The following is a 22,252-nucleotide window of genomic DNA, read 5'->3' on the forward strand; positions in this document are numbered from 1 at the left end:
CGAGCCTGGCAGGACCAAGAGCCGGGGCAGGACGCGATGGCAGCACCACTACCGCGAGGTCGTGAAGGAGGCAGAGCGGCAAATCCAAAGCTGATCACGTCGCTCGCATCGCACATGGCCGGAGCGCTGCCTGAACCGCCGCGCCTGACCATCGTGAGGGCGAGCATGCAGCCGATCTTCAATGCCGTTCACCTGCCAGGAGTAGATTTAGCCAACCAGCCAAGGCTGGTCAGTGCCATTGCAGAGGGGTACGTGCCATGTCACAAAGCGTTGGCCATGGCGCATGCAAGTCGGAGGCGGAGATTGCCTGCCTTGCCGGCCGCGCAGTCTAGGCAGGCGGGAGGCTTGGCCTGCAGCACCAACTACCGCCGATATGCCCCATCCCTGCGGGAGACCTTGCCTTCCACTCAGCGGACCTGGGAGGAGCCGGACCGATACCGATGCAGGGGCCATCGGCACGTTTTTCATAGCGGACAATTCCGTTTGTTCTACGGATTGCGTGGACGGCAGGTGGCACTCTGTGTTGGATTTTTGTTGTGATGCATGTCGATCTCCAAATGAAATCGGTGCGCCCGCATGGCGCACTTTCAGGAGATGGCCGGAGGTGCGGTTTATCTGCCGAAAACAAACCAGCCGCCGCAGGTGAGCCAACGGCGCGCTCGTTACCTTGTATTGGCGACTAAAAATCGAGATACACGGTCACACCTGAGCGACGACGATAGGGGTAATCGTCGCGATAGCCGTAATAGTCGCGATAGCCGTGATAGTCGCGGTGGCCGTAATACCGCGGACGATAGCACGACCCGTAATATCGGCAGTCGCGGTAAGCGTACCGGTGTTTCTTCCAGTGGCCGTACGCATGGCCGTGACCGTAACGATGGTAATGGACCAGATCGAAGCTCGCGGCGTGCATCGCTACCGCTTTCGACACAACCATCGGCGCGGCGTTTAGCGGCAGGGCGAACGATGCAGACAAGACCATGGCTGCAATCGAGGAAAAAAGCATCTTCATCGGCGCATCCTTTCAGGTGCGATTCTGGGTTAATAAGAATTAACCTCCGATGAACGGCGCCGACCTGGTCTGCCTTGTTCCGGCTTGGTAACCTGGAATTCGCCGGTGTGGGGGCGGTACAAGGGCGCGCCGACCTTATTGGTCTTGGTCTCGGCGACCTTCACCTTTGCCTCGACACGAGCCCGCACGCGCCACCGGCCGCCGCTAAAGGAAGCCCACTATCACCATGATTTCGCGGCCGGTCATCGGGGCATGTCGTCCGAATGTTGACGGCCATCGATACGCGAGATCGGCACCGTCCGCCGCCGCTATGCAAGGCGGATCATCAGTCCATTTACGGTTGTGGTTTGAGACGACCCGTGTAGAATCGCCTGATCAGAGTTCATCAAATCATTTGTCAGCTGCCGCGGCCATTTTTCTTCATCATGAAAACATCCCTCAACCATATGCCGCTCCGCAAGCAACGTGAGCTCGGCCGCGTTCTGGAAATTCTACATGAGGAATTCGAGGATGCGCTGAAAGACGGCACGGCGGAGTTCAAGAAGCGCGGCCGTATTTTGAAGATCATCCTATTTGGCTCCTACGCCAAGGGTGGCTGGGTGGATGAGCCTTTTACGATGAAGGGTTACCGGTCGGACTTCGATCTCCTGATCATCGTCAACAACCGCAAGCTCTGTGAGTTCGCCGAGTACTGGAACAAGGCCGCAGACCGGCTGATTCACGACAAGACGATCGAAACGCCGGTGAGTTTCATCGTCCATTCCAGGCGCGAGGTGAACACCTACCTCAAAGAAGGGCAATACTTCTTCTCCGACATCCGCAAGGAAGGCATCATTCTCTACGAGCTCGATGATGAACCGCTTGCGGAACCCAAACCGCTATCACCAGCCGATCGGCTGCGGGTGGCCAATGACCATTTTGCAAATCGGATGAGGTTATTGGAGCAGTTTGCCGAAGGCGCAGCTTTTCACATCACCAGAGGCAACTTTGATGTGGCCGCGTTCGATTTGCACCAGACGGTTGAGCAAGCGTACGCGTGCATCTTGCTCACACTGACCAATTACGGCCCCCCTTCTCACAACATTAAGTTTCTCCGCTCACTCGCCGAGGAGCAGGATAGACGACTGGCCGAGGCCTTTCCTCGTGATCAGCATCGCGAGCGCGCGTGGTTCAATACACTGAATGAAGCATACGTTAAAGCGCGGTATTCGAAGCATTTCGAAATCGGCGGAGAGGCACTGGGTTGGCTTGCCGAGCAAACCACGATACTGCTTGGATTGGTCAAAACGATCTGCTCGGAACATCTGGAGATGCTCGCGCGAAACTGCAGTCGTGGCGGGTCCCCAGCTGGGCTTTAACCTTTTGTATACGATGCCGGATTGCCACTGTTGGTTTTAAGGAAAGCAGAATTTGAGATCCAGTCTCCCACGCCTGGTGCAGTTGAAGGGAATCGAACCGCTGTTACACTCAACCCGTAGACTCAAACATCAGGCATTGGAACCGCCGGTTCCGGACGCACCGGACGGCCAATGCCAAGGAGGCGTGAGTTTTCGACGAGGTAATCGACGAAACACCTGACACGCACCGGCATGTGGGCTCCGCCGACGAATACCGCATGGATCTCCTCCACTTCGCCGGGATTGAACTCCTCTAGAAGCGGCACGAGTTGCCCGGTCCGAATCGCGTCCTCGACGGTCTGTGTTCCCACGCGCGTAATTCCGACACCCTCAGCGGCGAGTTGCCCCAGCGTCTCGCCGTTGTTTGCCTCTACACTGCCTCTGATAGTCAACGGATAATCACGCCCATCTTTCCGAAACGGCCAGGTTGGGGCAACTCGCTTGAAGTTGAACCCCAAACAATCGTGATCATGAAGGTCCTCTGGAACCTGCGGCGTGCCTCGACGTGCGAGGTATTCCGGGGATGCCACGATCACCTTGCGCGTTTCGCCGAGCTTTCGCGCTGTCAACCCCTCGTCGGTCACGGGACCGAAGCGGATGCCAACGTCCGCTTGCCCTGCGGCGATGTTCACGATCGTGTCGGTGAGGTTGATGTCGAGCAAGATGCCGGGATACCGCCTGATAAACTCGCCCAGAAGCGGGACCAGCGACAGTCTCCCGTACTGGATGGACGTGGTCACCCGAAGACGACCGCTCGGGGAACTCCGGTCGGAGATCATCTGCTCGGTTTCGCGGAGATCCGCGAGAATTCTGCGCGCCGCCGATAGGTAGGCGGTGCCCTCCGGCGTAATTGTCAGCAATCGAGTACTGCGCAGCAGCAGTCGGACCCCAAGCCTTGCTTCGATGCGATCGACGATCCTGGCGACCGAAGATGGCGCAAGACCGAGCCGGCGACCGGCCGCGGAGAAGCTTCCCGCTTCGGCGACTAACGTGAACACCTCAAGATCACCTGTCACTTCCACTCCATCCATTTATGCGTCCTGCGCAAAAGATCTTCGCGGAAAGGTGGGATACACAGGCCAAAAGAAAAGCCCATCTTTGCGCCTGGTCGAATGATGTAACCTTCCGTTCGTGGAGTTAACCCGCGGTCGAATAAATTGGAGGGCAGAACAGGATGATCTCGCCATTTAAGATCCACATATCCGATGAGCGCCTCGCTGCGATCCGCTACAAGGTCGAGGCGTATGACTGGTCTCAGCTCACCGATGTCGGCGGCTGGTCGGCAGGGGTCGGAGTGAGCGACCTCAAGCGCCTCGTCGCCTACTGGCTTGATCAGTATGATTGGCGCGAGGTTGAGCAGCGTCTCAACCGGCTTCCTAATTTCAAGACAGATGTGGAGGGCGAAGGAATTCACTTCCTGCACGCCAAAGGTGAGGGCGCCAAGTCACCTGTCCTCCTTCTGCATGGTTGGCCGGGATCCTATCTTGAGTTTGAACGCCTCATCGATCCGCTCGTCTTGGACGGGCACGACGTGGTCGTCCCTTCCCTCCCCGGATTTGCATTTTCACAGCCGATCACGGGCGTCATCGGACCACGGCGGGCAGCCGAACTGATGCATGTGCTCATGACCAGGCTGTTTCCGGGTCGCCAATACGTCGTACAGGGAGGGGATTGGGGCGCAGGGATCGCAAGTTGGATGGCTTATAGCCAGCCAGACGCGTTGCTTGGGTTCCACCTTAACATGGTCAGTGTCCTGGCCAAGGATGTTGTCCCGACTACCCCGCAAGAGGAGGACCTGGTCAAAAGGCGAGCCGCGATCCTCGACTGGGAGACGGGCTATAATCACGAACAAGAGACTCGCCCGCAGACGCTGGGGGTGGCGCTTGCCGACAGCCCGGTCGGAGCGGCTGGATGGATATTGGAAAAATTTGGCAAGTGGGCCGACCTGAGTACAATGGCAGACGGTAGTCCAGATCTCTGGAGCAAGTTCTCCGAAGACGAACTGCTGACCAACATTATGCTATACCTGGCACCGTCATCGGTTGTCACTTCGACCTGGATCTATCACGGCAAGCGTCTGGAGGGATCCCAGACATTTCCGGAAGGTACGCGCATCAACGTTCCAACGGGCGTGGCGGCGTTTCCCGATCCGGTATTCCTGCCTCCGCCCCGATCGTTTGCTGAAAAAAGCTACAACATCGTTCATTGGAGCGAGATGCCGAAGGGCGGCCACTTCGCGGCGCTCGAGCAACCGGAACTGATGCTCGCCGACCTGCGAGGGTTCATCGCCAAGATTGAAGAAGGCAGGCTTTGAGGAGGACGAATGGAACAGGCAGGAGAACTGTTGAGACGGGGGCGGAAACGCCTCTTGCGTGGCGGCAGCCCTGTGGTTGGAACGAATCGAAGGCTGGTATCCTGCATTGGCTACGACATCAGCGGCAACAGCACTCGACGGCGCCACGTTTGCGAGGTCGGCCGACGCGTTCGAAAATCCGGAGTTCGTAGACGTCCTGATAAGTTGCTATCGACTCTCATTTCGGCTTTGAGGCCTGTGAGGTCGCATTGGAGGAGTTTGAAGCCAACCAGGCCCACAAGACTCGAATAACAGTGCTGACCATAACCATCGACGAGGTAAACGATCCTTTGAAGCCAGGAGCGACGTCAGACCATGCAAAAGATGTTCATTGGTTTTCACGAACATCGCGTCCTCGACGCCGGCCGCAACGTGCCGCAAGTGCAACCCGTCGATTTGCGAGGGCTATCATCAGGCTCCACGAGCAGATGACTTGAAGCCAAGGAGGAACGAATTGGCTACTGCCCTTTCGGATTTGTACCGTCGATATATCGATTGCCTCAACAACCAAGACTGGGGCAATTTAGCATACTACGTCGACACTGAGGTTGCCTACAACGGCGAGGTGGTCGGACTTGATGCCTATCGACAAGCGCGGGAGAGAGAGTTTCGCGAGATCCCAGACCTGCATTTCGAGGTAAGCATTCTAGTGTCCGACCATAACACAGTGGCGAGTCGCCTCAAATTTGATATCAGCCCGAGCGGCGAGTTCCTCGGCCTTCCTGTAAATGGCAAGCGCGTGTCGTTCTCCGAAAATGTCTTTTATGAATATAAGAACGATAAGATTGTCAGGGTATGGTCAGTGCTCGACAAGACCGCGATAGAGACTCAGCTTTTCCTGAGGTAAATCTCGCGAAAAGAGCTGCTCTTGAAAGAAATCGAACCGGAGATCCCTGGCCGGAAACAGCAGTGTCTGGCAATCGGTGATTTTTCCGTTCGTCGGCACAGCCACTTCCAGTCGATCCATTATGCGACCTTCGTCGCCCAGAACGTGAACACCATGGCAACAAGCTATGGCTCCGATCACTTCAAAGGCACAATTGGGAATTGTGCCAATCTGCCACGTGGCTTAAAAGCGAGTCACAAACTTATTAATTGTATCTCTAAGTATACGTGACTACAGGTTGTCCTGTTGCTATAGCTGTTCCTGCCCGGAGAGATGGGCAGCGTTCCCAACAGGAGAGAACCATGGCCGTGTTTGGCAAGCTTATTTCTGAGTTCGACGGATCGAGTGACCTGGCTCAAGCCGAGCGAGAAGCCTTGGAAACCCTGGAGGTTTTGGGCGAAACCAAACGCGAACTGTTTACGAAGCAAATCAATCTACTGATATTGGATGCTGGGCACGGCACGAACAAGACGGTGCCAATATCGAAGGTCCTTCGCACCGACGGAATGTCCAGGGCTTTCAGCTCGCATAATATGAAGGACATACCGGACGTGATCAAAACAGCAGTCGGTGGCTTCATAGAAGGCGGCACGAACAATATTATCGATGGCGTGTTTTCGTTACTCTCAAAGGCTCTTGAGGTATTTCTGGGGGCGACTGAGGGGCAATCCATGACAACAAGCAAATATTTCGTCTACGCCACGGATTTTGCGATCTATCGGGTCGATTTAATGGCTTGGTCGAGATCGGTGACGGCGGCTTCGTTGAAGACGAAGATCGAGCAGGCAACGGCCTTTTCCTATGTGCTTTCGAACGTTGACGTGGCAAAGATCTCCTGGTCTGACTTCGTTGGGATTTTCGCACTTCAGCTGGACGAAATCTCGACATTGACGAAGGAAGAGCGCGACGAGGCAAGGCAACGCATGAAGGAAACCTGGGACTTCCTGACGGGTGGAGCGGCTTCTGCGGCCACCCTCGAAGATGTGGCTGTAACACGAGCGCGGATAGAGACTGAATATAGGCTCCCATTGATCAGCTACAACTAATAGTCCCGCTTCCGACGTTCTTGAAGGAGCCGACAATGCCGACAGTCACAAAACCTCCAGCTCTGGTCGCTCAGGAGACGCCATCATGGTGCTTCGCAGCCGCAGAGGTGATGGTGAGGAACTACCGCGGTCTCCCTGCGATGTCGCAATACCACATTGCGAGGAGAATTACCTGGTCGCTAGCCGAACTCGATCCTGCAGTTCAAGAGCGATGGGAGCTGGCTGAGGCGCTGGACGCCTCTGCCGGGCAGCACGAAGACGGCGGAGCGAATATGCGAAGCCAGATTGTGCAGTTGGTACGTACGCAATGGAATGCGTTCGATAACACAGCTACCGGCGGCCGCTTTGTGCAAAGTCTCACCGCCAAGCTGGTCCAGGCCGAGATAGATAATGATCGAATTTTCATAGTCGGTACAGCGATCCACTATTATGTCGTGTACGGATACTCGGATGATGGCAAGGTCCTGGATGTGCGCGATCCTTGGCCAGCAGGGCAAGGAGGACTGAGAACGCGGATCACTTTAGAGGAATTGCTGATGCTCCCGGCGCATGTCGTGATTTTTTTCTAGTGACGATCGATACGCTGGTGTTGCAATTGTCGCCGCCATCGTCCTTTTCACCGTTCTCGTGATCCAATCGCCCTCGCGAAAGCTGTTATTTGCTCGCGACAGCCCTGCACACAAGTTGCCCGATCGCATCATAGAGGTATTCCTCCTTGCTGCCGACGGGTGACGCGGCATCGACGCCAAGCGGACCGTCTTCGAGATCGGCAGCGAGACGATGTAAGCGGAGGTGTTCGGTGCGAAGGTGAACGTCGTCGTCTTCTCGTCGCCCAAGGTGTTGACATTCTCGGTGCCGGCGGCGTCCACCGTGCGGCCGCGGTCCTTGATCTCGGTCACATTGCCAAAGGCGTCGAAGCTCCGCTCCGTCCGCAGGTAGGCCGTCGTGCCGCCTTCCGTCAGCTGCGTCACCGTCGCCTTGTTGCGCGCCATATAGGGCTTCGAACTTGTCATCGTATATTCTTGAGCGATCCGTTTGGAGGCCGTATTGGCGCTGTTGCGGATCACCGTGTTGTCTGGCAACCCGTAGCTTGCCAGTTCCTGACGGTAGGTCGTCGTAACGATGGGAGCGGAAGTTTCTCCCGCAGCAACGGGCCTGGTCTCGGTGACGGTAGCATAACCAAGGAATTTGCGAGCCGGCGGATTGTATCGGCCTCCCGAATAAGAGTAGCCCGTGACGGCCACGTTTCCGCGCCCATCGTTGACGGTCAGCTTCGTCACCGGATGCATGACCATTGGCATGAACACGTTGGAGAAGCTCGTCGACGGGGCATAATCGGCAGCGATTGTCCCACCGGTCTCCAAGGTGATCTTCCGCAGCAGATTGGGATTGCCGGCACCGGCGTTGGAGATCACCGTGTCCGGTTGCGAAGCGACGAAGTCGGGAAGACCATCGCCGTTGAAATCGCCCGACAGGCCGGAACCGCGTTGCAGGAACGGCGAGACGACCAGCCTGTTGCCGGCGCTTCCGAACCAGAGGCCGTAAGCCCTCAGGTCCTTGAAAGGATCGGTATCCGTGCGAGACTTCGCAGCAACGACATCGACCTTGCCGTCATTGTCCATGTCGCGCAGGATCGGCGTGCCCTCGAGGGCCAGGCCGCTTGCGACCTGGATGAAGCTGGTGCCGGTCCCAAGCCAGACCGTTGCCACGTAGGTCCCCGATCCGGACGGCGTCGCTTTCACAACATCCGTCGTCCCATCGCCATTCATATCCGCAAGGGCGCAGTAATACGAGGCGGAGCTGCAGTCGATGTTCATCGCCTGCGACGGCCACGAACCGCCTGCATATTTCAGGGACTCAAGGCCTTGGCCCCTGACCACCCCCTGACGGCCGCCGCCGAGAAAATCCGCAACTCCGCGGATGGAATCGCCGACATTGAAGAGCTGGTCGAACCCATCGCCATCCGGATCCACCGCAACGTTCTTGACCGTATTGGCGCTGTCGTAGTTCGTGGGAATGGCATTACAGACATCAGTATTGGCGCCAGGGCAGAGCGAAGCCGACACATTCAGCGAGGAATCGGTTGTAATATTGATGGACCCAGAGGGCCTCGCGACGGGCGAGACCAAACGACGGCTGGGAGGCGTCAGCCTCAGCGAGCTCAACGAGCGAGGCGGCTGGAAGACGGTCGCGAGGCGCTGTTCACCGGCGACACTATGCAGGTAACGCTCGATCGCAGATATGTAAGCTTCATGCGCAGTTTCCCGAACCTCATCCCGTTAAACGCCCGAACAGTGAAGGGCATAGGAGAATCGGTGCGTCCATACCGCTTCGAGGCAATCTACCGGGGATTTTCAGCTAGGACGATCAAACGCGACGGATCGCGTGTCATCAAGCGATCGATCGCGAGATACATTGCGGCTATAGAAGATCAAACCACACGACAGGATTGATCCTTTACACCGAGGGCTGCCAAATCGGGAAAGGCCGCTCCATTCCTGCCGGTGGAAGTCGAGTGTCGCCGCGTTGTGGCGAATGTCACGACATGCTCGTCAGCTAACGGATAACCCTTGCTGCGGCATCAACTCATTTCTGATTCGATGAGCTCTCTCTGGATAGACCGCCATTGTTCGACGGCTTATCCAAAAGAACTTTGAGTTTTTCTTCGACAATGCGCTGCAACTCGCGGGCATACGCCTCGTATTCGCTTTTGTCTGCTCCCATATCTACACATCCATCCCTCCACCACAACATCAAGATTGGAAGGTCCCAAATCAACAGAGCCACTTCCAATTTTTCGCGATCACTGTACGCACCAGCATCAAGATGGCGTATCTTCTCAATGGCTCTCACGGCTTCGATCTTTATGAAAGTCATCTTCCGGATGTTATAGAAGAAGCCATCGCGACTGAATTCCCGTCGAATTTCATCAGCAAATTTCATCGTTTGCCTCGCATTGTCCAGCCATTGGCACCTCTCATAATCCCGACAATCGCCGCTGCGGGCACATATCTCTCGATTAGGACTTCCTGATCTGCGATAGCAAGGCTGTCAGCTTTTAGATTCCCAGTACCACCTTGGGAATAATCAAAGTGTTTGCTCGGAACCCGGTTGAGGTCAATAGCAACAACAGTATCTGATGGCGCTCTTCCGCTGGTCGCATATTCTTGCGCTACGGCGAGGGATTTAGAGGTCGAGATATACTGACTGCGCTCCTGGCCGTCATCAGCAATATGATAGCTCGGGTCGAGTTGGGCAAGGGGATCTTTCGCCATCAAACCTGTTGGGAGATAAGGGACTTCATCTTGTCGAAGCCCTCGATAGACAAGGCGCTTGTTAGCTTCTTCTTGTTCCTTAGTGGCGGTCGAAGTTGTAGTTGCGAGAAGCGCCGCCGTGGTAGTTGCTGCGACAGCCATTGCTGGTGAGCCCGATGGTCCCGCCGCTGTAAAGGTCCTAGCGCCTGCGGCTGACCGAGCTGCAGATTGACCTGTCGCTCCACCAAAAAAACTCTCCAGTGCACGTAAAGCATTTCCAAATGTTTCGGCAAGCGTTTTCATCCCAGCGTTCCCGACCGTGCCTCCGATGTGCCCGTTCGGGTCGCTCTTATTGACCGGATCGTTTTCGGAATAGCTGTATCGATTGGTACCCACCCCTTCCTTGGTCGGATCCCAATCATCCGGTGAGATGAACCGCCCGAATGCCGGATCGTAATATCTGGCATTGAGATACATCAGTCCGGTTTCAGGATCGAAGCGTTCGCCGATATAGCTCTTCTTCGTCTGGAAGCTGCTGTTGGTGGCCTCGCCATAGGCGGCATAGCCGGTCTGCTCGACGAGCGTGCCGCTTTCGTCGGTCACCTGCCGCACCGAGGCCAGATGATCGCGATGCAGGAAGAACTTGTCCTGTATCGTGCTGCCATCGGTGACGACGATCTTGGCGTCGGGATGCGGATAGAGCGTGTAGATATCGGTGCCCGGCGTCGAGCGATCGATCTCGACATTGGCGTCGGGATAGAGAATGGTGCCGAAGGCCCAGCTCTTCTTCACCCGGGCTCCGTCCGGACCGTAAGACAGCGTCACCGTGGCGCCGTTCTGGGTCACCGTCGACAGCCGGTTGGCGCCGTCCCAGCTCAGCGTGCGGGTCCCGTCTGAGACCATGTTGCCGTTGGCGTCATAGCCGATCGTCTTGGCGCCGATCTGCGTTGCCGCATGCGGCCGCACCGCCGTTGCCGCCGGATAGGTATAGGCCCCGATCCGGGTGCGCGAGAGAAGATTGTGATTGGTGTCGTAGCTGTAGGTCTCGTCGAGGCTGTTGTCGCCGCCATTGTCGGCGCCGGTCAGGCGAGAGAGATCGTCATAGCCGTAGGTCCAGTTGTCGTTGGCTGTCAGCCCGGTGATGGTCTTGATGCGGCCGAGTTTGTCGCGGCCGTATTGATTGTCCATCAGTACCGTCGTGCCCTTCGCCGTCGTCACCCGGTCCAGCCAGCGCCGGGTCGGCGAATAGTTGAAGCTCGCCGTCACGCCGTTGCTATAGGTGATCGTCTTCGTCTGGCCGTCGGCCTCGTAGCTTGTGGAATCGATCAGTCCGGGAATGCCCGATAGCAGATCGGCCTCGTTATAGAGCCAGGGCGTGGTCGTCTCACCGACAGCGACGGTCGTCGGCGAATAGCTCATCGACGTCGTCTTGCCGCTCGGTCCGTGCTCGACCGTTGTCGTGCTCGCCACCCCGTCGAGAGTCGTGCTGGTAATGCTCTTGTCGCCGGCGCCGTTATAAAAGCGGCTATAGGTCACCGTCGCATTGGCATTCTCCGCCCTGGTCAGCATGCCGGCATTGTGCGACGAACCGCTGGCAGCCGGCTCGTCATAGCTGTTCTCAGCCAGCAGTGTCGGCACCGTCGCACCCGGCTCCGTCACCTCCTTGCGAGTGACCCGGCCCATCTGGTCGTAGGCCATCGCCGTCACCGCGCCGCGGGCATCCGTCTGGCGGATCAGCCGGCCGGCTTCGTCATAGTCATACGACCAGTTGCCGAGATCAGGATCGCTGGCCGTCAGCCGGTTGCCGAGCAGGTCGTAGGTGTAGGTCCATTGCGCCCCCTTGGGATCGCGCACACTCAGCAGACGGCCGAGCGGGTCGTAGCTGCGGTTCTCCGTCACCCATGCCGTGCCGAGCTGCGACTGCAGGGCAATGATGTTGCCGTCGGCGTCAGCATAACTGCGGTGCGGATGGTTCTCCTCGTCGGTCATCACCGTCAGCGAAACCGGCAGCCTGGTGACGCCGGCAACGAGAGCCGACTGCGCTGCATATTGGTAGAGCTTCTGGCTACTGTCGGGATTGACCGTCTTGATGACCCGATCCTGCCAGTCATAGCTGTTGATCGTCCATTGTACCGTCTCGGGCTCGTTCTCGGCGGCCTTGAATCGGACAAGCGACGTCTTCAGCACGTTTCCACGGGCGTCATAGACCGTGTCGGTGATCCGTGTCGGGCCGGTGGCCGAGGCTCCGGGTGTCTCCACCCGCCAGGGCCGGCCGAGCCCGTCATAATAGGTGCGGCTGAAGACCTCACCTGTCCCGTTGGTCCGCGGCGAAGTGGTCACCACCGCCTGTGTCGTCGGGCTGCCCTCGTTCTCGTAGCGGGTGTTGAGGTAATTGCCCGATCCGGCATTCACATAACCATAGGGCCGGCAATAGGCGTCATATGTGTAGGTCTCGACGATGCCGTTCCAGTCGGTCTTCGTCGCCGGTTGGCCGCAGACCAGATCGTAGCTGGTCGCGCTGACGAAGCGACTGTCGCCGGTCAAGCTGCCGTTGGCGAAGTAGCGCGGCGCCCGCTCCGCCACCGGATAGAGATGATAGGTGGCGTCGTAGTCCCATTCGGTGCGGTTGCCGAGCGCATCGGTCTCGGAGATCCGGTTGCCGTAGCTGTCGTAGCCATAGCTGGCCGGTGATATCCGCGGCGTGCTGCCGACGCTCATAGAGGCAAGCTTCTGCGTCAGGTTGCCCTTGACCGGCGGCGTCGCGACCGCTGTCGCGTCGTCATAGAGGTAGTCCTCCTTGCTGCCGACCGGTGACGCCGCATCGACGCCGAAGCGGACCGTCTTCGAGGTCGGCAGCGAGACGATATAGGCGGAGGTGTTCGGCGCATAGGTGAAGGTCGTCGTCTTCTCGTCGCCGGTGGTATTGACATTCTCGGTGCCGGCAGCATCCACCGTGCGGCCGCGATCCTTGATCTCGGTTACATTGCCGTAAGCATCGAAACTGCGCTCCGTCCGGAGGTAGGCTATCGAGCCTTCCGTCAGCTTGGTCACCGTCGCGATGTTGCGGGCCTTATACGGCTTGGAGGCGATGCTGGCGTCGTAGATCTCGTTGATTGTCTTGGATGCCGTATTCGCGCTATTCCGGATCGTCGTGGTGTCTGGCAATCCATAACTTGCCAGATCCTGCCGGTACGTCGTCACAACAATCGGAGCGGCGGTATCTCCGGCTAGGATCGGCTTTGTCTCGGTGACAGTGGCATAACCAAGGAATTTGCGAGCCGGGGGATTGTATCGTCCTCCCGAATAAGAATAGCCCGTGACGGCCACGTTTCCGCGTCCGTCATTGACCGTCAGCTTCGTCACCGGATGCATGACCATTGGCATGAACACGTTGGAGAAGCTCGTCGATGGGGCGTAGTCAGCCGCGATCGTCCCGCCGGTCTCCAAGGTGACCTTCCGCAACAGATTGGGATTGCCGGAGCCGGCATTGGAGATCACCGTGTCCGTTTGCGAAGCGACGAAGTCGGGAAGACCATCGCCGTTGAAATCGCCCGACAGACCGGAACCGCGTTGCAGGAATGGCGAAACAACCAACCTGTTGCCGGCACTTCCGAACCAGAGGGCATAAGCCCTCAGGTCCTTGAAGGGATCGGTATCCGTGCGAGACTTGGCAGCGACGACATCGACCTTGCCGTCATTGTCCACGTCGCGTAGGATCGGCGTGCCCTCGAGGGCCAGCCCGCTTGCGACCTGGATGAAGCTGCTGCCGGTCCCAAGCCAGACCGTTGCCACGTAGGTCCCCGATCCGGACGGCGTCGCCTTGACAACATCCGTCGTCCCATCGCCATTCATATCCGCAAGGGCGCAGTAATACGAGGCGGAGCTGCAGTCGATGTTCATTGCCTGCGACGGCCACGAACCGCCTGCATATTTATAAGCGCTGAGATTCTGACCTCTGACGTAACCCTGGCGGCCCCCGCCGAGAAAATCCGCAACTCCCCGGATGTCGTTGCCGACATTGAAGAGCTGGTCGTATCCATCGCCGTCGGGGTCGACCGATGCGTTCTCGACAGCATTGGCGCCGTTGTAATCCGTCGGGATAGCGTTACAGACAGCAGTATTGGCGTTCGGGCACAGCGAAGCCGACACATTCAGCGAGGAGTCGGTTGCTATGATGCCGCTAACACGGGTCCTGTCGATAATGCTGCATCGATTTCGGATGTTATAGGTGAATGCGAGGTCCTTTGTCAGCTTGCCTGACACATAACGACCGCCGAAATAGTTCGGAAGCAGTGTTCCTTCGTAGCAAGAATTTGTTGGTACAGCGACAGTCGACGTGCCGGCGACGGCGCCGGTACCGGTAAATTTCGTCACCGTAAATTTGAGAGGCTCGGCCACATATGTGCGCAAACCCGAATCGTAATGATAGGTAAGAAATGAGCCGTAAAACTCATCCCTGCCATCGAAGTTGAGGTCGCCGACTTGCCGGGAGAGGAAATAGGAAAGCTGCTTTGCACCATCTCCAGACGTTGGTGCGGGGAACTGGTTGCTCAGCTTCGTATAGCTGTAGTTGATGTTGTCATAGACCATCGTCCGCAGGACCTTGTGCGTCCCGCCGGTGATGTTGTCATTGGCATCAACCACCGCATCGCGGCCATACCGATCGACACGCACCAAGCGGGATGCATTGGAGAATGGCGCCTGGTCGTAGGCCAGGACATAGCCGCCGCTGATACCGGCCTCGGCAGCCACGCTATAAACGACCGATTTGAGCCGGAAGCGGTTCCATGTAATGCCGGAGCCGTTGGCCACCGGCTGATAGTCGGGCCTCGCTTCGTATCCTCGCCATATGCACGCTTGCGATCGGCTACATCGATTTCCAACGGCTGGTGATCCCCGATGGGTTAAATGCGATCGTTGCCGTGACGGGGATCGTCTTCAAGCTGCAATTTGGATACCCGACAGCATTGGCGGCATTGCTGTTCGGTGTCCTTGTCCTGCTGTTATTCTGGGGGATCAGATATGCTCATTGGCGCCTGAGAGGCGTCGTCGGCCTTGGACTGGGTGATGTGAAATTCGCAGGTGCAGCCGCGATCTGGTTGGATCCCTTGATCTTCCCTGCTTTCCTGTTCACGGCTTCAGCTCTCGCCTTGCTCTATTTCTGCGTCGTCGCCCGGCGCTCAGCGGGCATCGCGTCCCTTCGGGTTCCTTTCGGCCCGTTCCTGGCAGCTGCGTTGTTCGCAACCTGGAACTTCCACACTTTTTACAGTCAGGCGATTGGATAAATGGATAAACATATGTTGCGCAATGAAGATCGGGCGCGCGCGCGCATTCAGGCGACCGAAGGTTTTAGCCGACACCGTCAGCCCCTGCTGATGCAGATCCAGGATCATGATCGTCTCCCTCAGCTTGATCACCAACATTCCCCTTCCGACCATCGGAAGGAGTATCGGCGAAGACGCGCCGGTCTTCCGGGGCGCGCCCCGGAAGACCGGCGGCCGCAGCACCTGGGGAAGATTCAAACGGCACTATTGGGGAGTATTGCGCCGGTGCTGACAGCGTCTGCTGGGTGTGCGTGATCCCAAGGGGGCGCAATGGAGCTACAGCTACGACCTGCTCGGCAATCGACTGACGGCAAGCGATCCGGATCTCGGCAACTGGTCCTATGACTATGACGATGCCAGCCGGCTGATCCGCCAGACGGATGCGCGCGGCGCGGTGACGGCGATGGCCTATGACCAGATGGGCCGGGTGCTCCGCAAGGAGGTGACCGAACCGGGAGCGACGGTGCCGACCCTGCAGTCGCCCAACAACGCAGTGGCCCCCAATCTTGAACAAGCGAACCTTTCGACCAACGACGATCAGTCGCAAACGGCCGAGGCTCCTCAAACGGAGCCGTCGGCCGAGCTCGCGGGCTATAGTGCGGAGCCTGCCAAGGTCAAAACATCGATCGTCGCAGATGTTGAAAACAACGCGCTGCTGATTTCGACGACAGCGCGTGAATATGAGCATATCCAGCAACTTCTGCGCCAGTTGGATGTTGTCCCGACGCAGGTTCTGCTCGAAGCTGTGATCGCAGAAGTTACGTTGAATAATGAACTGAAATTCGGCCTTCGCTGGTTTTTCGAGAACGGCAATTTCGGCGTCTCATTTTCGGATCTCGCCAGCGGTGGGACCGGAATGGCTTTTCCCGGTTTCGGCTGGAGCTATGCGACCAATGATATCCGCGTTACGCTAAATGCGCTTTCCAGCATCACGGATGTGAATGTTGTCTCCGCGCCGACCCTGATGGCGTTGAATAATCAAAAGGCGACATTGCAAGTCGGCGACCAGGTTCCGATCGTGACACAGCAGGCCGCCAGCGTGAACGGGGATTCTCCTGTCATCAATTCCATCGAGTTGAAGGACACTGGCATCATTCTGTCGGTCATACCGCGGGTGAACAGTTCCGGACGTGTCATGCTCGATATCCAGCAGGAGGTTATGATGCGGCGTCCGCCAGCAGGATCGATAATCTCACGCGGCGGCCCAATGGTCTTATTCTCGTAACCGGCCCGACCGGATCCGGAAAGACGACAACACTTTATTCGATACTTGCCGGCCTCAACCGGCCCACCGTCAAGATCTTCACGGTGGAAGACCCGGTCGAATACCGTATTGCCGGCATCACCCAATTGCAGATCGACCCGGCGATCGGGCTGTCATTTGCAACGGCGCTCCGGTCCGTTCTGCGTCAGGATCCCGATATTGTCCTTGTCGGTGAGATTCGCGATCGGGAAACGGCGGAGATTGCGATCCAGGCGGCCCTTACAGGACGCCTTGTTCTTTCGACGCTGCATACCAATAGCGCAATCGGTGCATTCAACCGGCTCCGGGATATGGGAGTTGAGCCTTTTCTGCTGGCGGCCACAATCAGAGGCGTGATCGGGCAGCGCCTGCTACGGCAATGTTGTGAAGCTTGCCGGCATCTCCCGACCAAGGTCGGCTGCACGGTTTGTGAGGGAACCGGATTTAAGGGTCGCACGGCAACCTACGAGATTTTGGAGGTTTCCGAGCGCTTCCGTGAGGCAATGCGATCAAGCAACACTGAGGAGGATCTCGAAGCGGTGGCGATCGCGCACGGCATGACCTCGTTGCGCGAGCACGGGCGAGCTCTCGTGACCAGGGGCGTGACCACGATGAATGAGGTCTTGCGTGTCATCGATGCGGACTAGTCGCAATGGCTAAATTCAAATATTCCCTCTATGTGGCCGATGGCCGAAAGCGCACGGGTATCGCGAGGGCGGCGCAGCGCGCATCGTCGATTTCGTCCTCTACGACGATCTGGACCCGCATTCGCTCGACAGCGGCATCGTCCGTTTCAATGGGCGGTATTTCAGTGACCTCTGGGCGATTTGCAAGGCGCGTGGCCTGACGGTCGTGGCCGATGTTCATGTCCATCCGCTGGGTTCCGGGCAGAGCAATTCTGATCGCGATCATCCCATGATCTCGCGTGCCGGGCATATCGCCCTGATCCTCCCCGATTTTGCGATTGGCGCTCAGCCGCGATCCGGTATCGGCATCTATCGCTATCTCGGAAGCAAGCAATGGCAGGCGGTGCCAGCATCGGAGCGCCCCAGTTTTTTCCATATCGGATTGATTTAACAAGGAACACATCATGACCACACCGATTTCGGCAGACTCCCTTCACCGGCTGATTAAACATGCGATCGACAGTGGCGCGGCCGCCAGCGTCGAGGAGGCAAAAGCCCTGTTTCAAGGCTATCGGCTGGCCGTCGAGATCGATCCTGCCGAAGCAGCCGACCCGGTACAGCAGGCCGCGTTGCTTACGACTATCGCCCTTGGTCATCGGGTTTTCCTGGGCGGGGTTTCTGTTAGCGGTCCACTGGAAACGCCATTGTCGCTGGCAATGCCCCTCGGGCGGACCTTGGTCGATGCTGTTGTGGCACTGGGCGGCACACCTGGCACCATGCCGGACGACACACCGACGATCGTAATTGGTGGACCTGCACGTGAGCGGCGCAAAGGCTTTTGCATCCGAACGGCGACGGCCGGCTGGCGCGGCGGTAGCGAACGGTGTCTATCTCAAATCTCTATCGCATGACGAAGAGGTATCACTGATCGCCTCCACCTTGGTCGAGCACCGGCTGGGTGAGGGCGACTATGGGGCCGCGGGTGGGGATCCGGAAAACGATGACGGAAAAAATAACAAAGACGAAAAAAGTAACAAACCCAAAGAGGATGAGCGGGCTAACCTAACTTCAAACCCCAAACATCACCCCAATTCTAAGAGTCCGGAGCCAAACAATGTTCAGGAGCTATACAAAAATTCAGTGGCGGACAAAACTGGGGTTCGATGGGCTAAAGACGTAGATGGAAATATCCACAGATTCAGCAGACCAAGTAACGGAGACACTCATTGGAATGGCTCTACTGCTGGAACGGATCCAATTAGAAGCCAAAACATACCGCAAGAAATCAAAAACGAACTCGGTACAAGGAGGTGAAGATGATTTTTGGGAAAAAAGAAAAGTTTGCGATAGAAAGTGGTGTAAGTAAATTCTTAAAGTCTGAAAATCAGATGGCCATCGGATTTTTTAATATATATCTCAACTCGTATCGATATGGAGTGCGGAAAGAAGATGCGTCAATACTTGGAAATTCATACTTTGAGGTAAAAAATAGAATAAAAGACGAGGGGAGACATGTTTTATCAAAATCACTGAGTGCTGCCGACATTGTGGCAGTCTATCAATATGAAAATTATGGCATAGGAAGCGGATTCAATATTCCAGTTGACATTAAGGATGGAAAACTATTAGTTGAGATTTTAGATAATAAAATTATCTGGGCGCCAGATGGAGACGCGGCATTCGATGACGGTAGTCATGTTTTTCAACTCGATGAAGGAGAAAAGGTAAGAATAATTGCCTTCATCAACGCTGATCCGGCCGAAAACATTTCAGAAATACAGGTGTCGAGCGTTGAATTTTATAATATTTTAAAGAGGTGGTCTGGTTTCTTTTTTTCCGACTGGGATCGAAATCATTAACAGTCGCAATAATGAGCCCGCATTGTCCATCTGCTGCTGGCGCACCGTAACGGTCTCATTCGGATCGACGGCAAACAATTAAGCATGAAAGCCGCACTTCTCAAAAAGAGCCTCTCAGAAAAATCAACGAAGCCGCGCCTGGTTGTACATGGAATGCCTTGCATTCATCGAGAGGCTCAAACGCCAATGGCTGCGAAAGCCTGACGCAGGCGGGACCAAGCATCACACCCACCTGCCGTGATCGGCAGCTGCGGCGAAATTGGGCGGTTTGCGCTGCCCGATCCGGCGACTAGGTAGCGGCGTAGCTGAAGGATTGCACGCCGCCAGAGAACGTAGCTTCGGCACGGCGCGCAGGCCCGGCTAGTGCGGGATCTCGCCGGCCGAGGCACTTGGCTCCGAATGCTACCATTGCGGCGCGGTCTTTCTGCGGTAAAAGAAGCCCGTTTCTTTGGGATCATCGACTAAATATCGACTAAAAATTGTGGAAATTAGTAATATTTTTTGTATTGTCGGATGCAGGCCCATCGTCCCGTGCTTATTGTCGTTTCATTAGAAGCGCGTGAGTCTCTTTCATGAAATCTGTGGTGCCTGTTTGTATGCTCGGCTTGCTGTTGCTTGCCGCTTGTAGCTCCACGGATGCTGTCGAAGACGTTCTGGCGGTAAAGTTAAACGAGCTTGATTCCACCGGAAAACCCCTCCCGACCACTCGTTTTTCTTCCCGTGCGATTGGCGGAGCGCAACCGGAACAGAACTTCAATGGTGCCATGCATCCGGGAAGCGGGCAGTTCGTCTCTTATGGTGCTCCGCCGGTGTCCGTCGGCCAACTGTCCAAGGGCGGGGATGGCTATATTACCGATCCACTCCGAGCTTCGTCCGACCGGCGGCAGCGCTATGCCGTTAGCCGGAATGCTTGCAGCAGGTCTCGCCGTGAATGAAGCGTTCCTCTACGTCAGTGGCGGCTCGTCCGCGGTCGGACGACGGCCGGTCGGGCTTTCGCTATGGCGCCCGGGCTCGGACGTAGACTGGCTGCAATCGGACGAAAGCGAACCTGCATTGACCTACCTGCCGTCGCGTCTGTGGCTGATCGGCCTTGGCCATCTGGGCCAAGCCTATCTGTGGGGTCTTGGCCTCCTGCCCTACCAGGACCCTTCAGCGGTAAAACTTATCCTTCAGGATGTCGACGTGATTACCGAGTCGACGACAAGCACCTCCATTCTTACGGACGCCACCATGGTCGGTCAGAAGAAGACGCGGGCGATGGCGGCATGGGCGGAGGAACGGGGCTTCACGACCTCTCTGCAGGAACGCTTGTTCGCGGCAGATTTCAAGCGTCAGCCGAATGAACCGGCGGTGGCACTTTGTGGACTAGACAACGGCGCCGGACGGCGAGCTTTGGACCAAGTCGGGTTCGATCTGATTGTCGAAGCCGGGCTCGGCCGTGGCTATCGAGATTTCCGGACCATGCGGCTGCATGTGTTGCCGGGCCGGCGTAGTGCCTCGGACATCTGGAAGCAAAACCACGAAGGCGAAAAAGTCGAGGCTCGGCCAGCTTACACCAAGCTTATGGAAGATGGCGTGCTTGACCGCTGTGGCATGACTTTGCTGGCAGGAAAGGCAGTGGGCGCACCATTCGTGGGTTCGGTCGCAGCCTCTTTGGCCTTGTCAGAGGTGCTCCGCCTGCTTCATGGCGGTCCTCTGAACCAAATGATCGACATAAATCTCCTCAGTCCCGATCAGCGCGTCGCCTCACATCATCAGCGCGGCTTTGCGGGACTCAATCCAGGTTTCGTCATAGCTTCATCTTGATCGCCGCGTTCAGTAGAAAACTCCACATCAACCGGGCGCAAAGCGCCCGGGCATCCGCCAAGCTCAGATTTAGTTCGCACATGGTTATAGGATCCCCCACGCCCGAAACCTCCCCCTCCCGGTCATCTCCCTGAGCCCAAGCTCGCCGACAATCCGGAGCGCCGCCTGCGGCGTGACATCGAGGGTTTCGGAGACCATGCCGGCCGACACCAGCGGCCGGGCCACGACGAGCTCGACGAGCGCCGGCAACTTTGACGACGCGCGCCGGCCGACCAGCCGCCGTTCCATCATCGTCCGCGTCAACGACAGCCGATCATGCTCCTTGAGCCCGAACTCAGCCGTCGCAGCGAGTCCATCGAGGATAGCGGCAAGACGCGTGTCTCGGTGGCGATGCCGGCGGCGATCCACCGATATCGATTTGAGGCCGATATTAAACGCGGCGAGATGCGCCGCCGTCGTGATGCCGGCCTCCCGAAGGATCGCCGCGGCGAGCAGCCGGCCAAGCCAGGGAGCGTGTTGCAGGACCTGCAGCACGCTCCACGCATCGAGGGCGATGATCGCCCGCAGCACCGGCGGCAGGCCTTCTGTCTCGCCGACGGTTGTGCGCCATTCAGCAAGCCGTTCATCCTCGTCCCAGTCGAGATCATAAAGGAGCGGATCCTTGTCCCTCCCTCCCACGCGCCCAGGTGCCTGGGCCTGGGCAATAGCGGCGTCGGAACGGGCGAGGACCGCGTCGATCGCCGCCAACTCCGCCGCGAGGGGATCGGAAACGTCAGGCCCCTCCCCTTCCCCGTTCGGCAGCGTCGCATCGGCTGCCGGCAGACCGGTGGCGACTCCGGCGCCACCGGGACCACCCGCTTCGGGTGTCATATCCCCGCCTTGACCGCGAAGTATACGTAGCCCCTCGGGGCTCAGCGCCCACGCGGCCGGTTGCGCCGTGATCCGCCGGCGGCTGCGCAGGACGTCGGTGGCGATGGTCAGCTCATGGGTCGGCGTGCGAATATCGGCGCCGGCGTCGTGCAACACCAGGTCCTCGAGGTGGACGAGCTCGCCGTCGATCCACAGCGAGGCACAGGCGTCGCCGAAATGCATGCGCTCGATCCAGCCCGCGCCGACCGGCGAACGGGCAATGCGCTCGTCGAGACGCGCCATCGCGATGCCGGCGTCCGAAATCGGCCGCAGCAAGTTTGTGATGGGCAATTTCGACAAATCATAACGCATTGAAATCATGGTAAATGGTTTGCTAAACGAACTCTATCATTACCTTACGGTTCGTCACTGGCCGATATCACTGAGACGACTCATCACTTCCGATAAGTAATGCTTATCGGAGGTTAGGAATAATGATCGAGATAGCCAACACTAAGACATAAATTTTTCACTTTATATTTGACGCACCCTCGGCCAGCCACTTCAATACTTATTTGGACGAGGCAACGCGCGTCA

21 protein-coding genes and 1 pseudogene are annotated in these 22,252 nt (G+C 57.4%); 14 read left to right on the top strand and 8 right to left on the bottom strand.

Annotated elements, in window-relative coordinates; genetic code table 11:
• Window positions 1-679 precede the first annotated feature (679 nt).
• Window positions 680-1,012, bottom strand: a complete 333-nt coding sequence (locus tag AC13QO_RS28265) for a hypothetical protein (RefSeq protein ID WP_488542554.1) — start codon at window positions 1,010-1,012, stop codon at window positions 680-682.
• A 425-nt stretch (window positions 1,013-1,437) separates the two neighbouring features.
• On the opposite strand from AC13QO_RS28265, the gene AC13QO_RS28270 reads away from it, so the two are divergent.
• Window positions 1,438-2,370 carry a nucleotidyltransferase and HEPN domain-containing protein gene (locus AC13QO_RS28270; protein ID WP_488542555.1) on the top strand — a complete coding sequence of 311 codons (933 nt, stop codon included), beginning with the start codon at window positions 1,438-1,440 and terminating at the stop codon, window positions 2,368-2,370.
• Window positions 2,371-2,492: 122 nt separating this feature from the next.
• On the opposite strand, the gene AC13QO_RS28275 is transcribed toward AC13QO_RS28270, so the two are convergent.
• Window positions 2,493-3,440, bottom strand: coding sequence for a LysR family transcriptional regulator (locus AC13QO_RS28275; RefSeq protein WP_488542556.1), 948 nt, complete (start codon window positions 3,438-3,440; stop codon window positions 2,493-2,495).
• A gap of 143 nt (window positions 3,441-3,583) precedes the next feature.
• Between AC13QO_RS28275 and AC13QO_RS28280 the strand changes: the two genes are divergently transcribed.
• The 5 genes from AC13QO_RS28280 to AC13QO_RS28300 all read left to right on the top strand — a co-directional run bounded on the left by AC13QO_RS28280 (window position 3,584) and on the right by AC13QO_RS28300 (window position 7,263).
• Window positions 3,584-4,723, top strand: a complete 1,140-nt coding sequence (locus AC13QO_RS28280; protein WP_488542557.1) for an epoxide hydrolase family protein — start codon at window positions 3,584-3,586, stop codon at window positions 4,721-4,723.
• 493 nt (window positions 4,724-5,216) lie between these two features.
• On the top strand, window positions 5,217-5,609 hold the full coding sequence (locus AC13QO_RS28285; protein ID WP_488542558.1) for an ester cyclase: 393 nt from the start codon (window positions 5,217-5,219) through the stop codon (window positions 5,607-5,609).
• Between the two features lie 21 nt (window positions 5,610-5,630).
• On the top strand, window positions 5,631-5,879 hold the full coding sequence (locus AC13QO_RS28290; protein WP_488542559.1) for a hypothetical protein: 249 nt from the start codon (window positions 5,631-5,633) through the stop codon (window positions 5,877-5,879).
• A 71-nt stretch (window positions 5,880-5,950) separates the two neighbouring features.
• Window positions 5,951-6,694: a hypothetical protein gene (locus AC13QO_RS28295; RefSeq protein ID WP_488542560.1), complete on the top strand. Its 744-nt coding sequence runs from the start codon at window positions 5,951-5,953 to the stop codon at window positions 6,692-6,694.
• Between the two features lie 35 nt (window positions 6,695-6,729).
• Entirely contained in the window at window positions 6,730-7,263 is a 534-nt protein-coding gene (locus AC13QO_RS28300) for a C39 family peptidase (RefSeq protein ID WP_488542561.1), read from the top strand.
• Here AC13QO_RS28300 and AC13QO_RS28305 read toward each other — a convergent pair.
• On the bottom strand, window positions 7,216-8,760 hold the full coding sequence (locus AC13QO_RS28305) for a toxin TcdB middle/N-terminal domain-containing protein (protein WP_488542562.1): 1,545 nt from the start codon (window positions 8,758-8,760) through the stop codon (window positions 7,216-7,218). The genes AC13QO_RS28300 and AC13QO_RS28305 overlap by 48 nt on opposite strands.
• 111 nt (window positions 8,761-8,871) lie before the next feature.
• Between AC13QO_RS28305 and AC13QO_RS28310 the strand changes: the two are divergent.
• A pseudogene (locus AC13QO_RS28310) lies at window positions 8,872-9,147 on the top strand (MBL fold metallo-hydrolase); the annotation flags it as partial.
• Window positions 9,148-9,280: 133 nt separating this feature from the next.
• Here the strand turns inward: AC13QO_RS28310 and AC13QO_RS28315 are convergent.
• Window positions 9,281-9,637 carry a hypothetical protein gene (locus AC13QO_RS28315; RefSeq protein ID WP_488542563.1) on the bottom strand — a complete coding sequence of 119 codons (357 nt, stop codon included), beginning with the start codon at window positions 9,635-9,637 and terminating at the stop codon, window positions 9,281-9,283.
• Window positions 9,634-14,760, bottom strand: coding sequence for an RHS repeat-associated core domain-containing protein (locus tag AC13QO_RS28320; protein WP_488542564.1), 5,127 nt, complete (start codon window positions 14,758-14,760; stop codon window positions 9,634-9,636). Before AC13QO_RS28320 ends, AC13QO_RS28315 begins: the two co-directional genes overlap by 4 nt.
• A gap of 35 nt (window positions 14,761-14,795) precedes the next feature.
• On the opposite strand from AC13QO_RS28320, the gene AC13QO_RS28325 reads away from it, so the two are divergent.
• Entirely contained in the window at window positions 14,796-15,233 is a 438-nt protein-coding gene (locus AC13QO_RS28325) for a prepilin peptidase (protein WP_488542572.1), read from the top strand.
• Here the strand turns inward: AC13QO_RS28325 and AC13QO_RS28330 are convergent.
• Window positions 15,129-15,371 carry a hypothetical protein gene (locus tag AC13QO_RS28330; protein ID WP_488542565.1) on the bottom strand — a complete coding sequence of 81 codons (243 nt, stop codon included), beginning with the start codon at window positions 15,369-15,371 and terminating at the stop codon, window positions 15,129-15,131. The genes AC13QO_RS28325 and AC13QO_RS28330 overlap by 105 nt on opposite strands.
• A gap of 304 nt (window positions 15,372-15,675) precedes the next feature.
• On the opposite strand from AC13QO_RS28330, the gene AC13QO_RS28335 reads away from it, so the two are divergent.
• Together AC13QO_RS28335 and AC13QO_RS28340 are read left to right on the top strand one after the other, a co-directional pair.
• Window positions 15,676-16,497, top strand: a complete 822-nt coding sequence (locus AC13QO_RS28335; protein WP_488542566.1) for a type II secretion system protein GspD — start codon at window positions 15,676-15,678, stop codon at window positions 16,495-16,497.
• Window positions 16,455-17,162 (top strand): GspE/PulE family protein, encoded by a 708-nt coding sequence (locus AC13QO_RS28340; RefSeq protein ID WP_488542573.1) that lies wholly within the window; start codon window positions 16,455-16,457, stop codon window positions 17,160-17,162. Before AC13QO_RS28335 ends, AC13QO_RS28340 begins: the two co-directional genes overlap by 43 nt.
• Before the next feature lie 28 nt (window positions 17,163-17,190).
• Here AC13QO_RS28340 and AC13QO_RS28345 read toward each other — a convergent pair whose 3' ends face one another.
• Entirely contained in the window at window positions 17,191-17,595 is a 405-nt protein-coding gene (locus AC13QO_RS28345; RefSeq protein ID WP_488542567.1) for a hypothetical protein, read from the bottom strand.
• A 10-nt stretch (window positions 17,596-17,605) separates the two neighbouring features.
• On the opposite strand from AC13QO_RS28345, the gene AC13QO_RS28350 reads away from it, so the two are divergent.
• The 4 genes from AC13QO_RS28350 to AC13QO_RS28365 all read left to right on the top strand — a co-directional run bounded on the left by AC13QO_RS28350 (window position 17,606) and on the right by AC13QO_RS28365 (window position 20,806).
• Window positions 17,606-18,052 (top strand): hypothetical protein, encoded by a 447-nt coding sequence (locus AC13QO_RS28350; protein WP_488542568.1) that lies wholly within the window; start codon window positions 17,606-17,608, stop codon window positions 18,050-18,052.
• Window positions 18,053-18,457: 405 nt separating this feature from the next.
• Window positions 18,458-19,000, top strand: coding sequence for an Imm42 family immunity protein (locus tag AC13QO_RS28355; protein ID WP_488542569.1), 543 nt, complete (start codon window positions 18,458-18,460; stop codon window positions 18,998-19,000).
• Between the two features lie 572 nt (window positions 19,001-19,572).
• Window positions 19,573-19,935, top strand: a complete 363-nt coding sequence (locus AC13QO_RS28360) for a hypothetical protein (RefSeq protein WP_488542574.1) — start codon at window positions 19,573-19,575, stop codon at window positions 19,933-19,935.
• Window positions 19,892-20,806: a hypothetical protein gene (locus AC13QO_RS28365; protein WP_488542570.1), complete on the top strand. Its 915-nt coding sequence runs from the start codon at window positions 19,892-19,894 to the stop codon at window positions 20,804-20,806. The genes AC13QO_RS28360 and AC13QO_RS28365 overlap by 44 nt, the downstream gene beginning before the upstream one ends.
• Before the next feature lie 84 nt (window positions 20,807-20,890).
• Here the strand turns inward: AC13QO_RS28365 and AC13QO_RS28370 are convergent, their stop codons facing one another.
• Window positions 20,891-22,036, bottom strand: coding sequence for an RHE_PE00001 family protein (locus AC13QO_RS28370; RefSeq protein WP_488542571.1), 1,146 nt, complete (start codon window positions 22,034-22,036; stop codon window positions 20,891-20,893).
• Between the last annotated feature and the right edge of the window lie 216 nt (window positions 22,037-22,252).

It is taken from the genome of Rhizobium sp. CNPSo 3670 (assembly GCF_057784555.1).

Bases quoted from the DNA above. Each gene is read 5' to 3' on its own strand.
- AC13QO_RS28265 (WP_488542554.1), bottom strand. From the start codon at position 1,012: ATGAAGATGCTTTTTTCCTCGATTGCAGCCATGGTCTTGTCTGCATCG.
- AC13QO_RS28270 (WP_488542555.1), top strand. From the start codon at position 1,438: ATGAAAACATCCCTCAACCATATGCCGCTCCGCAAGCAACGTGAGCTC.
- AC13QO_RS28275 (WP_488542556.1), bottom strand. From the start codon at position 3,440: ATGGATGGAGTGGAAGTGACAGGTGATCTTGAGGTGTTCACGTTAGTC.
- AC13QO_RS28280 (WP_488542557.1), top strand. From the start codon at position 3,584: ATGATCTCGCCATTTAAGATCCACATATCCGATGAGCGCCTCGCTGCG.
- AC13QO_RS28295 (WP_488542560.1), top strand. From the start codon at position 5,951: ATGGCCGTGTTTGGCAAGCTTATTTCTGAGTTCGACGGATCGAGTGAC.
- AC13QO_RS28300 (WP_488542561.1), top strand. From the start codon at position 6,730: ATGCCGACAGTCACAAAACCTCCAGCTCTGGTCGCTCAGGAGACGCCA.
- AC13QO_RS28315 (WP_488542563.1), bottom strand. From the start codon at position 9,637: ATGAAATTTGCTGATGAAATTCGACGGGAATTCAGTCGCGATGGCTTC.
- AC13QO_RS28330 (WP_488542565.1), bottom strand. From the start codon at position 15,371: ATGTTGGTGATCAAGCTGAGGGAGACGATCATGATCCTGGATCTGCAT.
- AC13QO_RS28335 (WP_488542566.1), top strand. From the start codon at position 15,676: ATGGCCTATGACCAGATGGGCCGGGTGCTCCGCAAGGAGGTGACCGAA.
- AC13QO_RS28350 (WP_488542568.1), top strand. From the start codon at position 17,606: ATGACCACACCGATTTCGGCAGACTCCCTTCACCGGCTGATTAAACAT.
- AC13QO_RS28355 (WP_488542569.1), top strand. From the start codon at position 18,458: ATGATTTTTGGGAAAAAAGAAAAGTTTGCGATAGAAAGTGGTGTAAGT.
- AC13QO_RS28360 (WP_488542574.1), top strand. From the start codon at position 19,573: ATGAAATCTGTGGTGCCTGTTTGTATGCTCGGCTTGCTGTTGCTTGCC.
- AC13QO_RS28365 (WP_488542570.1), top strand. From the start codon at position 19,892: ATGCCGTTAGCCGGAATGCTTGCAGCAGGTCTCGCCGTGAATGAAGCG.
- AC13QO_RS28370 (WP_488542571.1), bottom strand. From the start codon at position 22,036: ATGATTTCAATGCGTTATGATTTGTCGAAATTGCCCATCACAAACTTG.